General features: G+C 38.2%; 11 protein-coding genes. 5 read left to right on the top strand and 6 right to left on the bottom strand.

The window, feature by feature from the left end:
* Nucleotides 1-241 precede the first annotated feature (241 nt).
* A complete protein-coding gene (locus UYI_RS0123740; RefSeq protein ID WP_016869176.1) occupies nucleotides 242-3076 on the top strand; it encodes a DEAD/DEAH box helicase in 2835 nt (944 codons plus the stop codon).
* A gap of 109 nt (nucleotides 3077-3185) precedes the next feature.
* Here the strand turns inward: UYI_RS0123740 and UYI_RS0123735 are convergent, their stop codons facing one another.
* From UYI_RS0123735 to UYI_RS0123715, 5 genes are all read right to left on the bottom strand, one after another.
* Nucleotides 3186-5174 (bottom strand): RecQ family ATP-dependent DNA helicase, encoded by a 1989-nt coding sequence (locus tag UYI_RS0123735; RefSeq protein WP_016869175.1) that lies wholly within the window; start codon nucleotides 5172-5174, stop codon nucleotides 3186-3188.
* Nucleotides 5164-6138 carry a hypothetical protein gene (locus tag UYI_RS0123730; protein WP_016869174.1) on the bottom strand — a complete coding sequence of 325 codons (975 nt, stop codon included), beginning with the start codon at nucleotides 6136-6138 and terminating at the stop codon, nucleotides 5164-5166. Before UYI_RS0123730 ends, UYI_RS0123735 begins: the two co-directional genes overlap by 11 nt.
* Nucleotides 6139-6537: 399 nt before the next feature.
* Nucleotides 6538-7386: a hypothetical protein gene (locus UYI_RS0123725; protein ID WP_016869173.1), complete on the bottom strand. Its 849-nt coding sequence runs from the start codon at nucleotides 7384-7386 to the stop codon at nucleotides 6538-6540.
* Between the two features lie 14 nt (nucleotides 7387-7400).
* Nucleotides 7401-8201 carry a hypothetical protein gene (locus tag UYI_RS0123720; protein ID WP_016869172.1) on the bottom strand — a complete coding sequence of 267 codons (801 nt, stop codon included), beginning with the start codon at nucleotides 8199-8201 and terminating at the stop codon, nucleotides 7401-7403.
* Between the two features lie 20 nt (nucleotides 8202-8221).
* A complete protein-coding gene (locus UYI_RS0123715) occupies nucleotides 8222-9166 on the bottom strand; it encodes a hypothetical protein (protein WP_016869171.1) in 945 nt (314 codons plus the stop codon).
* A 305-nt stretch (nucleotides 9167-9471) separates the two neighbouring features.
* Between UYI_RS0123715 and UYI_RS0123710 the strand changes: the two genes are divergently transcribed.
* The 4 genes from UYI_RS0123710 (at nucleotide 9472) to UYI_RS37140 (ending at nucleotide 11904) form a co-directional block, all read left to right on the top strand.
* On the top strand, nucleotides 9472-10062 hold the full coding sequence (locus UYI_RS0123710; RefSeq protein ID WP_016869170.1) for a hypothetical protein: 591 nt from the start codon (nucleotides 9472-9474) through the stop codon (nucleotides 10060-10062).
* 72 nt (nucleotides 10063-10134) lie between these two features.
* Nucleotides 10135-11244 carry a hypothetical protein gene (locus UYI_RS0123705; protein ID WP_016869169.1) on the top strand — a complete coding sequence of 370 codons (1110 nt, stop codon included), beginning with the start codon at nucleotides 10135-10137 and terminating at the stop codon, nucleotides 11242-11244.
* 53 nt (nucleotides 11245-11297) lie between these two features.
* Nucleotides 11298-11630 (top strand): GIY-YIG nuclease family protein, encoded by a 333-nt coding sequence (locus UYI_RS0123700; RefSeq protein ID WP_326930439.1) that lies wholly within the window; start codon nucleotides 11298-11300, stop codon nucleotides 11628-11630.
* Complete coding sequence (locus UYI_RS37140) at nucleotides 11599-11904, top strand: DUF3155 domain-containing protein (RefSeq protein WP_157226384.1); 306 nt, start codon at nucleotides 11599-11601, stop codon at nucleotides 11902-11904. Before UYI_RS0123700 ends, UYI_RS37140 begins: the two co-directional genes overlap by 32 nt.
* A 237-nt stretch (nucleotides 11905-12141) precedes the next feature.
* On the opposite strand, the gene UYI_RS0123695 is transcribed toward UYI_RS37140, so the two are convergent.
* The gene (locus UYI_RS0123695) at nucleotides 12142-15762 is read right to left on the bottom strand and encodes an ATP-binding protein (protein WP_016869167.1); all 3621 of its coding nucleotides are present in this window, start codon (nucleotides 15760-15762) and stop codon (nucleotides 12142-12144) included.
* Between the last annotated feature and the right edge of the window lie 127 nt (nucleotides 15763-15889).

Genomic DNA, 15889 nt, shown 5'->3' with positions numbered 1-15889 from the left:
ATTTAAGCGAGGACAGTTTAAATTTCAGCCAAATGAAATCACAGTCAAAAATATCTACTGTCATTTAAAAATCGATGAAGTAAAGGGTAACGTGATAGAAGACAGGTTTGTTATGATCGCGCAAATTCGAGTCTGTCAATAACCAGTTGAGTAAGTTAGCAAAATATAAATCAGTGTAGCCTTGGGCTAATCTCGTTAGCTTTATACTGGTGGGTAGCACCAGTAGCAAAAACCTAGTGTTGTGACTAACAACAAACCAACTGATTACGCCGCTATTATCCGCGCTGCTAACCAAACTGTTCCAGAACCACCTGAATGGCTAACTGTGGGTAAACAAGTTTACTCCCCAGAGTATGGAGTAGGCGAAGTTATGGCGTTATTGGGCAGGCGGTTAATTGTTAAGTTTGTTGAAGAGGTTACTCCAACTCAATTTGGCGATTGGGAAGAAGCGATCGCCATTGGCTCAATTCAATCAAGTAACGCTAACTTGGTTTCTTCCACAACGTTGATTGAAGAAACTAATACAAGAGCTGCAACAGTTTCCGAACGCATTCACCAAATCCCCCACCTGGCATTTCAGTCTGTAGCTCAAGAATTGATTGCAAGCATCACGGCGGTGGATATCAAAAATCCCAACCAAGGGATCGTTCACCCCGTACCCAGCGATTTACCGCCTGCTTTACGTTTGGCGTTGCAAAATAACGGTATCACCAACATTTATTCTCATCAACTAGAAGCTCTGACAAAATTACGTGCTGGGTTTGACCTAAGTATTACCACGCCCACAGCCAGCGGAAAGACGCTGTGCTACAATCTCGCCATCCTCGAATCCTGTATCAAGCAACCGCAAACAACGGCATTATATATTTTTCCACTTAAGGCATTAGCCCTTGACCAAATGCGAAAGTTGCAATCGCTTGTTAAGGCAATGCCCAACAACCGCATCAAACTCGCATTAATGACGGGGGATACACCCACATCCGAACGACAGCGTTTGTTTATTCCTAATCCACCAAACATCTTGGCAGTTAGTCCCGACTTGTTGCACCACTATCTTTATAATGTGCGCCGTCGAGATGAGGGAGAAGGATGGCGGCAGTTTTTAAGACAGTTACGTTATTGTGTAATTGACGAAAGCCATACCTATATTGGTGCTTTTGGCGCGCACTTTGCTAATTTGATGCGGCGGCTGAGGTTAGCAGTTGATGCTGTTGGCGGTAATTCCCAAAGACTGCAATTTATCTGTTCAAGTGCCACAATTGGCAATCCCCAAGAGATGGCGTTGCGCTTTAGTGGCAGAATCCAGCAACCCCAAAGACTACACTTAATTGAACGCAGCGGCGCTGGTAGTGCAGGACGTACCCTGTTATGCCTTGCTCCAAATAGTGCAGCTAATGTTGAAGCTTCCAAAATTGTGATTTCCTGGTTGCAGCATAATCTCAGTGGTATTGTCTTCTGTAATTCCCGTGCTGCTGTCAAAGGTTTACTAGGCTTAATTCTAAGAGAAACACAACGCCTTGGGTTAGGTTATTTAACAAGCAAGGTCGCAGTCTTCTACAGTTCCTTAACGGGCGATCGCCGCCGAGAAATTATTCAAAAACTGCAAGCTGGACAAATTAAAGTAATTATCTCAACCTCTAGCTTGGAAGCGGGAATTGATCTACCTGAGCTAGACTGCTGTTTGCTGCGTGGGTTTCCGGGTAGTTTAATGTCATTTTGGCAACGAGTAGGAAGAGCCGGACGCAAGCAGCATGGACTTGTAATTTATCTACCCTTGGGACAAAATCCTATTGATGTATTCTACGCTCGGCATAGCGAACAGTTACTATCGGGAGAAGTTGAATCTGCTGCTTTTAACCCAGACTATCCCACAATTCTAGGCAAACATTTAGAATGCGGCTGCATTGAAAGTAGCCTGGCTTTAAAGGAACTCAATAGCCGTTTCGGAAAAGCCGCCGACGCAGTTGCAGGTTCTCTTTTACAACAAAACAAAATTTTTCTGAGTAATAATGGAAAACTTTGGGGAAGAGGTTATCCGCACAAAGACATCAACCTCAGAAGCAGCCCTCAAACCTCGATTTCCTTAATTGAGAAGCACACAGGCGAAATTTTAGAAATTATGTCACTTTCGCTTGCCCATCGGGAGGTATTTCCGCAAGCAGTATATATGGTACAAGATGACAGCGGCGAGTTAATAGCCTACCGCAGCGAAAGTCTAAATGAAGAGAAAGGAGAAGCATTACTAGCTTATTTAGGTAAAGATACAGATTTATTTACTGAAGCCGAATCAGAATTAGATATTCAACCACTTTCTACACTGGCGGAGTCCAAAATTATCCCCACCAAAATCAAAGATGCTCGGTTGCGTTTAACCCTTGTTTGGGGAGAAATTACTAATTCTGTTACAGGTTATCGGTTGATGAAACGCACTTACGGGATGACTTGTAAAAATCAGCGTTGTGGTAACTACAAAAAACCGCTTGAAGGGAAAACTTGCTCCTTGTGTAGGCATCCTCTAGGAGCAGCTGAAGTAACAAAACTTCAGTCAGAAGTAGCATTTGAAAAGCCATATGTTACAAAATACCAAGCACCCTGCGTACTGGTAGAAATAAATGAAACCCTACAAAAAGCGATACAAGTACAAGTCAACAAATACAAACAAGATATTATAACCTCCACAGGAGGTGAAGTTCCTGAACAATATCAAACACTATGGACTAGTAGTGCTGATTTTACAGCAGTCCATAGCATCCAACACCAGATAGTAAAAGCTGTACCCCTGGTAGTTTTGTCCTCTAGCCTAGATGTGGATGGAATAGTTACGCAAAAAGAAACTAGAACAATTGGCTACTTTTTTGACACTTGTGAAGGTGGTAATGGAGCAGCAGAAGCTATCTTTTCTGACTTGAGCAATTTCGCTGCTAAAGCATATGCGCTAGCAGCTGAATGTGATTGTGAAGCAGGTTGTCCACGGTGTTTACATTCAACTGGTTGTCCGCAGCACAATGAAGCACTGCATAAAGATTTGGGTTTATTTTTGTTGGATGCGATAAGTCAAGCAACGCAGAACACCTAAAGAGCTATTCCACTAATATGACTTGACAAAAACAAATTTAATTTTACCAAATAATCCACCATTTCTAAATATAGAAATTTACCAAATATAATTCTAGGTTTTGTTATTATTATGACATTTTAATTTTTTTAATTAACTCATTCACTTGATTGCTCAAAACCGTACTTTCTTTTGTCGTTAATACTTTGTCAAGTACTCCAAGTTTTTTGTAAATTTGCTTTTTCTCCTGCCAATTTTCGTTATATTGCTCGTTACCCAAAAGCCCAAGGTGTTCCCAATACCAAACATTGTTATTATGTCTTATTGTAAAGTCAGGTTCTTTCCATTGAGTTTCATTATAAAAAAGTTTTTCTTCATATCTAAAATCAATATTTGAACGATAAAGAATATTTGCAATTATCACTTCTGATTTTGAACGAACCCAAATACCATTTTCAGTCTGATGTATCTTATTTAGTGAATGTTTACTTACGCCTAAATATCTTCCAATATCTTGGTGCATTGAAATTGAACTGTCAAAGTTATCAAGGAGATAAACGAGATAATCTAAGAGATTATGTTTATACTCTCTTTTACTTGCAGTTTCATTACTAATTGTTTCAATTTGCTCATCAGTAAGGTATTCTTCTGTTGCTTCGATAATTAAGCATTTGTCAAGATTTTTAGCTAATTTTGCCTCATTATCAACTAATGCTTTATAGGTTATGTTGAAAAATTCTCGACAAGTAAGTTTTGAAAATTCGGGTTTTAACAATACAGGAACAACCATTCCCGTTCTTGAAGATTCAATTATTGACTTCAACATAGGGTTTGAGTTAGTTTTGAAAACTTTTAAGCCTGTAAAGCCTTTGCCTTCTATTGTAATTGCACCGCAATTCAAAAAATAAGGTAGAGCCGATTGTAATTCTTCTTCTGCAAAATATTGCAAAGTCTTTTTACCAACTTCATTGTTGGTTGCCTTTTTGAACAATTCTTTGATTTGATTCCCTTGAGGAAATGATTTGTCGATAAAGTGTGTTTTTCTTACCTGAACATTTTTATTAGAATAAAGCATATACGAAATAGCACCATTTTGGTCTCTTCCTGAACGTCCAATTTCTTGATAATATTGCTCAATAGATTCGGGTATCATAAAATGAATTACAACTCGAATATTGGGAATATCAATACCCATTCCAAAGGCATTTGTTGCAAAAACTAAATTGGTTGAACCATCTCTAAATTCGTTTAGAACACTTTGCCGTTCGGAGCTACTCATATCTCCATGAAATGATAATGCCTTTAGTCCCTTTTGATTTGCAGTTTCACACAAATCTTCCACACCACCTTTGTGGTATTTACGATATAAATAAACCAATACTTTCTCGTTGGTGTGATTATCTATTATTTGCCAAAGACGCTCTTTCTTTTCTTCTTCGTTTGATAACTTCTCAACTTTCAAATCAATATCAAATCTTAACAATACATCATCTTTGATGATAGAACTTTTTTTAATTTTAAAATCAGTAGTAATATCGATAAGCTCTTTTGGATTTATTGTGGCTGTCAAACCTAAAATTGTTGGCCATTTATCTGAAAAAACTGAATTAAGAAAAGTTGGTATATGCTTGTAAAATGGTCGGAAATCAAATCCCCATTGGCTTATACAATGGACTTCATCAATAACGACTAATTTGATTTTATTTATCTGCAACGAAATACAGTATTCAAAAAATCCGTCTGTCGCCATCCTTTCTGGACTAGCAAAAATGAAATCAGGTTTAGATTCAACTTGAGTAAATTTTTTTAATTGCTTCATTTGTTCTGAAGCTCCCATACCACTGTGAATAGCTAAGACTTCAAAACCTTCTTTTTCAAGTTTTTCTGCCTGTTCGTCAATAAGTGCTATCAATGGTGAAATAACTAAACAAGTTCCTTTTAGTGCTTTTGCAGTAACCCAATAAATGAGGGATTTTCCACCACCTGTCGGCATTACTGCTAATGTTGAACCATTCTCTATAAGATGGTTAATTACTTTCTCTTGAAATGGTTTTAAAGAAAACACACCTGCTAAAGCAGGAAACTCTTTTTCAAAAACTTCTTTTGCTTTAGTATTCATAATGATAGCTTTCTGCTTTCTTCTTTAAATCGTCAATTTCAGCCTGATGAGTTCTTGCGACAAATGAGAGAAAGCTATCCACTAGAACAAATCTATATTCAATAGGTAAGCTTACTCCATGCTTTGCATAAAGCTCTTTTAGTTGCCGATAAATTCTAATAGCGTAAAATGAAAACAAGGCATACGGATAAAAATAATTTTGCTGAGTTGTTCCTTCTCTCGCATTGATCATAAGAAACTGAGAGTCTTCTTTACAACCAAACTTTTTCTTACTGCTTAAATAATATAATGCCCAAACAGCTTCTCTGCTTCTATTTGGATACATTTCAGGAAAAAGCTTGTAAATGAAATGACTTTTAATTCCCCCGCCAATTACTCCATATGCTATGTAGGCTTCTTTATCTAACTCATAATATTCCAAGCCATCGCAGGTATCAATTTCTTCAAATTCTTTTTCTTTATACCACTCATTATGCCATTCATTTGCTAATTGAACAATGTTATAAATTACTTTAAACAAGTCTCCTGGTTGTATAGTATTAAATGCAGCACGGAACTTGTCAAGTTCCTTTGCATGTATATTTTTCAGTGTTTTATTAATAATCGGAATTTGATTTCTTAAAATTGTATTCTTGAAGGCACTTACATCGAATTTGTATTCTGCCAATGATTCCAAATCAAGAATATCTTGATAACGTTGGCGGTCTTTTTCATAATCCTTGATTGATTCTTTAAAAAGCCTTTCCAGAATTTTTTTTGTATCTTTTAGCTTACTTTTTAGTTTGCAGGTAGAACCAAATTTAACAGCGAGCTTTTCAATTTCGCTTTCTGGGATTGAGTGTCCACTTTCTGTATCAATATATTGTTGAAAGTAAGTCGGGATAACTTGTTTCATTTCATCCCATACCTTTTCAATATGATTTTGCTCGTAACAAATTTCTTCAATATCGTTGGGATAATACATATTCTATATCTTGCCTCTTAGTTAATTTTCTTCTGGCTACACGGGCCATTTTTTACACTTGCCGTATCGTTTGTGTATAATAATTGTGCTTATATTTTTATAACGGTATTAAAACTCGTATTCTTAGTGTTCCCACAAACTTAGTAAATATAACACCCGCTGCCAAGTTTAAGCTGGTAAGCAAAAGTATTGCTTTATGCCTCTTCTTGGAATAAAGCAATACTATATTTGTAGGAGTTTTAATTTTTTGATTCAGTTCGTTACTACATTATCTGCAATGTTAATGTAGTTAAATTCTTTTATTCTGAGCAATGTAGCGTTTTTGCAATAACATTATTTTATTAACTATTATTGTCAACAATTTTATCTTTATTAATTAGCTCGATTCAAATAAGCATTTTATCTTTTAAAAAATAACAACATTCCATGTGGATTATCTAAAAATACATTTTTACTACTATGATTTTTTGAGCCGTCACCTTGTAAATCCTGATTTGAAAGTGAGTACACGTCAGCCGCAACAAGCTGATAACCTTGACTAATTAAATAACCAACTAATTTATCAGGCATTATATGAGATGCACCGTAACTTGGTAATAAATTATGTTCAATTTTATCCTTGTCTGAAATATTTAATTGCACAATACCTGTACGACACAATATATCAAAATCAATCGACTTAACTAAGCCACTTATAGCCATTTCAATTGAATTTAATTCCATTGCCAGTTGCTCTATACTTGCAAAATTCCGCGACCACGGGTTACCTATTAAAAATAGGCGTATCGATATTGCCTCTGGCTGTACTTTCACAATATCAAGTAATGTTCTTGTAACTGTATGTGGTTGTAAGTAATCTAAGACTCCATGAACTGAGACTAGCCGTAGGCTATTAGGAGCGTAAAGTTTTGTCAGTTCAAGTTCTGCTAAATTGCGATCGCAAAAATAATTTAACTGTAGATTTGGGTATTGGCTGCGTAAAGCTAAAAACTTTTCTGGCGGATTAGTAGCAATGTCGTAACAGTCGATTGTCGGAAGTTGGTAGCGCGTTAGGTCAACTCCTTCAAAACCAAAAAAAACTTCTCGCTCAGCAAAACCTGCACCCAAGATAGCTACACTATCACCTTTACCTGAAAGAATGGCTTCCCAGGTAAGGGGATAAACATTAGGAGTAAGTTCTAAAAGCCTAGCTTTACTAATCTCTAGGATATTGCCACTGCCCTTGTTTTCTAGGAATCTTACTGCCATAAAACCTCGCTATCTTATGAAACAACCTTGGGACGACTGATGGGTGTAATATCCTTACCTTCACCCAAACGGTAAACTTCCCTGCGTCCGCCTATATCAATCTCAAAAAACCTATAACTCGTAGTAAACTGTGCCCACGCTGCTAAAGGATTAGTCTTGGGCAAATTTGTCGTTGCCTGGTAAGTGATTTCAAAACCTGTGCTACCATCTTGCTTAAACTTCTGTATGAAAATCTGGTAGTCTCTAGCGTGCCAAAAATCTGTGGTTCGACGACGCACCACATCTTGTGAGTCAGAACTCATTGCCCGTGCTGCTGATGCAGACACGATCAATTGAAAATTGTCAGACATTCGTGTTAAAGCAAGTTTCTTTTCTGGGTTTGAAAATACTTCATCAACAATTGGTCTGAGTTCAGGGTACAAAAAAGTTTCGGCAATGTAAAAGCCTGGAGATTCGTAGATATTATCCTCAAAGTAGCGATCGCTTTCGGCCAGTCCATTAAATTCAAAACGAACCGACTTTTGTAAGCTCGCAAAAATTAAGTCTTCGTATAACTTCTGCTGCGATGCTGGCGTTGCTGCAAGAATTTTGAATGCAGACCCACGCATCCCCTGAATTCCAATCAAAGCACAGGTACAGTTGAGGGATGCAGCCCACGTCGCTAGAAATTTTCGATAGTTAGTATAAAGTATTAATGCTTCCTGGTAGTCAGGAGCTTTAATTTTGAGTAAATGCTTTACTGGGTTCGGCTTAATCTCCCATCCAGGTCTAGATAATAAAGTCCACAATGTTGAGGCATCTTCAATGGCATCCATGCATTTATCCCCGAAGCTTATTAATGACAATTATTTGTCTGTCCGTTCCTGTCAAATCTCATACGGGATATGAGTTCCTTCAGATGCGCTGGGTCTACACCAAACCTATGAGCAATGTCATACTCCTCATCTTCAGTTGGCGGTGCATTTAGTGTCAGTAAATGCTCCAAAAACGGTTGTGACCCCCCTAAAGGCAAACCATCATCTGTAAAAGGTAACCTATGTTCGTGCATTGGCTCCTCAAATACCGCAGGGCGGGTATTTTGTAGCCACGCTCCAACCTCACCAGGTTTTGGCGGATCTATCCCCAATCGCTCACATTCTTCTAATAACTCATTTGATAATTGCGATTCTACTGTAGACAGGCTGCGCGATCGCTCCACCAAATCTTGTAACCATTCCTGTAGTTTTCCTGTCTCTGGTAACTGCAAACCCAGCGTCTGACAAGCAGCTACAAACTCTTGCCCAATAATAGCTTCCCGATGCAAATTCCTCAAAAATGCAGCATACTCATCTTCTGATAGTACATTAAGCTGCTGCTGAAAAAACCTCTGAATTTCTCGACTTAAACGAAATATACGTGATGCCCTAAAATCATTATCTTTCTTAATCCCCTCAATATCACCCAAACCAAGGGAGAGATTATCTACAAACCAAACTCCCACCTGACCCACTTCAGGTACTGGTAAACCCAAGGATTCGCACGCAAATATCAGTTCTATACCCAAAGAGGTATAACCCGAAAACATCTGCTCCAAATTACCCGGTTGAGGAACTGGTTTACCACTTTTTTGAGCTAGGTCAACTAAATCCAAACCCAAATCAACTAAACGCCTTAGAGTTTTTGCTAAAGTGCCACCCAATATCGGCAGTACATCATCTACCTTTTGCCGCACACCGGGTGCAAGGGTAAAGGATACCCGGTCAGTATCCCCTCCAGAAAAGCGTTCGCGCTGATTTGACACACGTTTTTTGAACTTGGTTTATCTAGGTTTCTCTTCAGTTTATAGAAACAACTGGGTTTTTAGTTACAAACATTAACTTTTATATCAAAACCCATATCACTACAACAACTAAATGACTTACCCTCAATAAACCTTTTGAATTTAATGATGCACTAACTGAATTTAGTGCATCATTAAATATTAAATATTATTAACTTAATACATCACTAATTTTGCGAATCGGTAAACTTTACCTAAAAAGCACAAAACAAGGGCTTGAGATAAATCAAGCTAACTCGGTAAAAATCCCGTAAGAGTTAATAAAGATGCAAAAGAGCTACAAAGTGGTAGAAATACTACCAAAGCAAGGATTAGAACCCAGACAATTTCTACGCTACTGCTTCGGTATAGCCGAACTCAGCCCCCCAGAACTTCTCGAAGAAGAAACAGATTCGCAATACCGCAAAAAATGTATCACCGTACTATGTGCCGTCTTAGGGGTACAAAGACCGACAGTTCGTAAGTGGGGAAGCGATCTCAACTTTGACGGAATACCCAACTACTGCAAAATTTCACTTGCTTACATTCATGCCGCCGAAATCGTGCCAAAGCAGCTAAAGAGCATCTTGAGAGGAGAATACAACGCACCAGAAGTAAATGCTCAAACCTTTCTAGAAAAAATACTCCTCGAAGGGTTAAGCGAACAACAAGTACTACAAACAGTCTCTCACGCCAATTTTCGCGCAACTTGTGTCAAAACTCTCACGCAAGTATTACATATTGGCACCAAGTCAGTCCAAGATTGGGGTCAGGATATGTCGTTTCACAAAATGCCCAAAATTCACAAACACACCTTGGGCTATGCCTTGGCTGCTATTTCTAAATCATCAAAAGCTTGGGACAAACAAGCAGCCTGAATTATTTGCAGTGAATTAAATAGGTAAGTGGTCTTTTAAGACCAACGAAATTAATGCAAAGAGAATTTTATCATGCCAGGAACTATCACATCAATCTCTTATCTCCAAAAACATCAATTAGATCCGAATCCAACCGCACATATCGAAACCAGCAGTCTAGAATATTTGCACGCCGCTTTCCTACTCTACGAATACAAAACCACCTACAGCAAGAAAGAATACCGAACCTTGCTCGATACATACGGTTGGGATAAAGGAAGCTCTGAGGAAAAACGAGCGATCAAAATAGCCGAAAACTTCCAACAATTTTTAACTTGTCCTCAACACCTAGCCGCAATTCCAGTAACAATACTTCTCAGATTGTGTTCTCTTCAATACAAACCAATTATCAGCCAGCTACAGGATTATCCAATTGGGGGATTGACCTGCAAACTGGTACTGGAGTTAATCGAAGAAAGGAAAGCCCTCCTTAAAACCCAAAAGCAGGAACAACAAAGACAGATATCAATCTGGCGCAGAACTCCAAAAGGCGATCGCTACTGTCAGTTCCCTCCTCAGTGGGAAGAAGATCACCAAACAGGAGTACTCACACAGGAATTGATTGATGGATATGGACTACTTCCCCAGCAAATTCTCCGCGCTGCGATCGCAGACTATCACGCCAAAATCAAATCCCAAGAAAAAGAGCAGCCGCAGGAAGAGACTGCTGAATCTGAAGTGGTTGAGTCGAGTATGCTTCCACAATTAGAAACATCCCCAACAGAGAGCGAAAAAGCTATAGAAGTTAACTCTAGGCTAAAACAAAAGGAACAAACCAGCACCAGTAACGCTACAGAACAGCAGCCAGTTGGGGAAGAAGTATTAATGCTGGCAGAAAAACTCAAATCAGCTACCAGTTATTATCAAATTAGAACTGCTATATACAGGCATCTGGTTGTTAAAGATGAAGCTTGGAAGCAGCTTTCCCCAGAAGAACAGTTAAAAATTGAAAGATTGTTACCCCAGGAAGTATTAGCTCTCCAAACAGCCAGAAAAGCAGGTTTAATTATTGACTACTATGAGTTAGAAACTGGCTGGTTTCAAGTATTTATTGCAGGTGAAGATAAGCCTGTAAGCATTAGTAAATCCAATGTAATTAGTTGGGTACAAGAACAAGAAAGGCTCAACTGCGTAACAACATAAACCACCACAATCAGCTAACGCCTCAGCTTTCAAATTAATCTAAAAAACCATAAATGGAATTGTCAGGAAAGATACCCTCAATTCCTTGCTGCTACATGATTGAGCTATCTCGTCCGCTTGGGAACGAGAAACATCAAGCTCGTTACTACTTAGGTTCATGCGCGAACCTCAAGAAAAGATTTCAGCAGCATCTACAAGGATCTGGAGCAGCATTTACTCGTGCTGCGATAAAACGCGGCATTGAATTCAAAATTGTTTACGTATGGAAAACCTCAAGTAAACAGGAAGCCCGTCAGCTTGAAATTCAACTTAAACGATATAAGAACCATGCACAATTATTAAGGAGAATGCAAAATGCCAAAACGAATTCGACAAAAACTAGGTAGATACCATTTGAGACGTAAGTTAAGTGGGAAAGTTTTGCTATCAAAAGTTACAAGCTTTAGTTGCTATCAACAAAACCATCAAGAAAAAACCTGTACAACTGCAAGGAAATTCATTCGCAATAATAATATTCAACCACCATGCGTTATCACCGTACTCAAGATATCGGGTAGTGAAGAAAAATTTTTCTTGTCAAACAATGGATTGTTTAGCTATAAATATGCCATTGAGAATCACAAATTATTCTCACCAGAAATAGCGTCAATCGCTAGTTAAATCAGCTATAATTTGAATCTACTACAGCCTGTCAAATATGGCAGGCGAATATCTTAGATAGGAATCTAAGCTAGATTATGACTCACTCACGCACCTTCCGTAAACTCAAGATGGGGCGGCAGTCCGCAGGAGGTAAAGTGATTGAGGAATTATAATACGCGTGTTTGCAAACTTAGTGTTCTCCAAATTTTCTAAGATTTCATCCGACAATAAATTTTCACAGAAAGCTGATTGTCTCTACCAATTGCGTTCCTCGAATTCTTCTGTTTCCAACTCACGTTCTAAGTATTCCTGTAGAGATTGTTTCATTCTATTTGCAAAGCGCCGAACGCGGAAATTTTCATCTTCTAACCAAGAAGAAATTTCTTCTTGGCGTTGTCTGGGGTGATTTGAAAATCCTCCAACAATTACTCCCGGAGTTGAGTTAATAGAAGTACTAATATAACTCAGTATGATTTCATTATTTGTAATACAAATAATTTCTCGACTCAAAGAGTAGAAAAGTTGACCACTATTAAAAACACGCAAAATTTTAGCTACTGCATGTAGTTTCTGAACGTCACCCGATTTTACCCACTCCATTAAAACACTGTATAAAGGCTCTGATAAACTACCAGCAATTTCCTTTAATACTTTGGGAGCCTTATATAGCCAAACATCCTCGCGTAGCATCCAGTCACGCACTCGACGCAGTACATTAGAGTATTCAGTACTAGACTGTATGCTTTTTGCAACAAGTGAATAAGGTAAGTGAATTGCCTCATAATACTCAGTTATTCTATGCTGTTCAGCTTGAATTATAATTCGGCGTTCTATAAAATCTATAACATTCATGGGGTCAATTTTACCCATAATAGCTAAACACTCTTCAGCAGCATAGTCTAGGCGTGAAAGGCGTTCAAAGTTTTGAACAATGTTTAACAAATCCTCAGATGTTATGAAATGCTTCCCCCATCCATCTTGAGAATATTTAAAAGACCAAGATAGAACTTCCGCTACACGCAGTAGGACATTTTCATCACTACGATTAGCAATTATTTTGAGAAACTCAATTGAACGTAGTGGATTATGTGGTGCAAACCGCGATATAAGCTCAAGAATTTTTAAATCAACTTGTGAAGATTTTTTATTTATAAGACGGTATAAAACTTCCCATTCTTTATCCTGAAACACGCTCCAATCTAAAAAATGATAACTACCTGCTACAGCCAGCCACAAAACTAGATCATCACCATCAATCCATGATTGTATGTAAGACCAACCCGCCTCTAGATTATTTCGATATAATCCTCCAATTAAGCGACCAAGCTGCTGTTTAATGATTAAATTCTCAGACAGTGCCTTCTCTACTATTTGCGGCACAAGTTCGGGATAATTTTCTCCCACCTTATAAAACAAAGTTTCAAACCAAGATGTACTACTTTCCCCAGCAATTGTACATTGGGATAACATCAACTCTAATTCCCAGATTGCCTTTTCTATTGTTGTAGGAGAAAATCCTTCTAAATAATGATGAATTGCTTGTTGATGGCGTTTTTCTAGGGCTTTCCAATCTAGATAATCATCCTCGGAATCATCCCATAGCTTATTCCTAAATAAGGATAGATATAGTTGATATAAATTATTATTTTTTAATTGCTGACTTAACAGTTCCAATTCATCTAATTGGTGACGATTAAAGTGTAGTGCATCACGTATCCACTTTGCTACAGCATCCAATATAGGTAGTTCAGCATTTGGAATCACTATGTTTAAGAAAAATTTGACTGTATTTTGACAGTCAGGTTTTAGCCAAACCCAAGTTTCTGATGTTACTTCTCTAAAATCCGTTGAAAGAGGTAATAATATTTGTAATTCTAGAGATTTGATAATTTTTAATCGCTCTGGTAGGCTATATGCTTGACTATATGCTTGGTATAATATCTCTAAAGCTTGTTCTCGAACTTGCCGTAAAGATTCAGATGGTTGTAAACAACCACGCTGTATAATTATTCGCATATACTTGGTGGCATCTTGTTTTGTATTATCAACCACCATATTGAGCATAGATTGAATCAAAGAAATGCTCAGTTCTAAGTTGTTTGTAAAATCTTGTTTTAGCCACACTTCTATATTCTTAAGAAGCGTTAACTGTACATCATATAATTTATTAACTTTAATCTCAGCAATTTCAACTAATGCTTTACTTGCTTTATCACGAACATTAGCATACTCTGTTGCTAATGGTCGATATCTAGCCAGTTTGTGCAGGTAAACTATAGAATATTGCAGACTTCCTAGGTAGGTATAACGAAGAATTTCTACAGCTTTACTTAACAACCAATCATGTTTAATTTCCCATTTATCCCCACCAAAACTACCCTGATAAAACTCAGCAGGCTTGTCAGGTTCATCCACGATATCTGCTACGAGCGACAGTGCATCATCGGAGCGCAGATAAGCTAAATCTTGTAGCCATTCCAAAACAGACAGTCGAGTCAGGTAGTCTCCTTGAATTAAGATTTTACGCAATTCATCTAATTTGCAATCTAGTAAAAGACCAGCTTGAGCCTCTCCTTTAACTTCTGCTTCTGCTAAAGTTGTCAAAATCTCTTTAGGTTTTAATTCAAAAAATGGTTCAATAATTTTCTTTTGATAGTCTGCTTGTTTAGTCTGGAAGAAATGGTGAAGCAAAATATGGTCAGCCAGAACTTCGGAGGTAATTTTTATAGTCTTCCAGTAACGTTCTACTATACCAGCTTCCACTAATCTAGAAATTACTCGGTCTTCATCAGATTGCGATATATTCACAACTTTTTGAACTTTCTCTCGTAACTCCTGATTATTTAGATCAATTGTCCCTAAAGCCGCCAGAATCTCCAGATAGCCAATATAATACTGCTCTTTAAACTCATCTTTAAATTCACCTTTAAGGTCGCGGATGATGTCATTACAATGGCTGGTAAGTACTTGTTCGCGGCTGAGATTTATTACTGACTCACCACGTTGAACTAAACGAGCAGCGACACCAGCAATCAGGGGATCTCCTTTAGCAATACGAACTAAAATATGGCGTGTATCGTCGTGAGTAATTTCGTAGGGTGGGGTTCGTAGGAGTTGATCTATATCAATGTTTTCTAAAGGTTGCACCTCAATTTCATTGACTTTATAGCCAGCCAAATAGCCTAATTTGTAGATGACTGAATCTTTGAAAAGACTACGTGTAGCTAAGACAAGTGTGACTTTGCCGGCTAGTGCGGGGTTTATCAAAATTTCTCCCAATTGGTGTAAAAGTCCAAAGCGGTGAGCATCATCTACAACAATTACATGACGACTGTTACAATCCAATGAAGCTAGGTCATACTCTATAGACTCGGCTCGAATGCGAACGTACCGCACAGACGTTCCAGTAGGAATAATTTTAGGAAGCTCTAGCAAAAAACGAGTTTTGCCAATCCCCCCAGGTCCATGCAATACAATCACATCTGGTGACTCAGCAAGGAGGGATTGAATCTGAGCAAGTAATCCGTCCCGTCCTACCAAAACTTCCCAATAGCCAGCTAGCTTTTTCGCTGTTATTACCGCTGATTTGGAAAATTCGCTGTGTGTGAGTAAGGCAGAAACCTTAAACGATTCCAAAACATCTTGAACGATTTGGTAAACGACTTCAGCATTAGGGCCTTTATAGACCACGTTGTTATCGCCAGTAATAATCACAGAATCACTTATACTGCCGCCCACACCTACAGATCGTTCACCTGGAACGAAGATAATCTGCTTACTGTCAAGGATTTGGCATAGTCTCGCAAAGTCAGCATTATTACAAGTGTTTGCTGCTAGTAGGTTGAGGATTCTCCTCAGATCATTAATATCTGTCACAGAGTCTGCCTTTTGGCTCAAGCCTTACAGATGTTCTTATGTTGTCGCGAACACCATGATTTGGAATTATTGGGCGATCGCTAGAATTCTTTTGATTGTAGCGTTCGTATTTACATTATTGTAGTAT

The organism is Fischerella muscicola PCC 7414, from assembly GCF_000317205.1.
Classification (GTDB): domain Bacteria; phylum Cyanobacteriota; class Cyanobacteriia; order Cyanobacteriales; family Nostocaceae; genus Fischerella; species Fischerella muscicola.
Note: the sequence above shows the minus strand (reverse complement) of the source record. Positions and strands in the feature narration are given on the sequence as shown.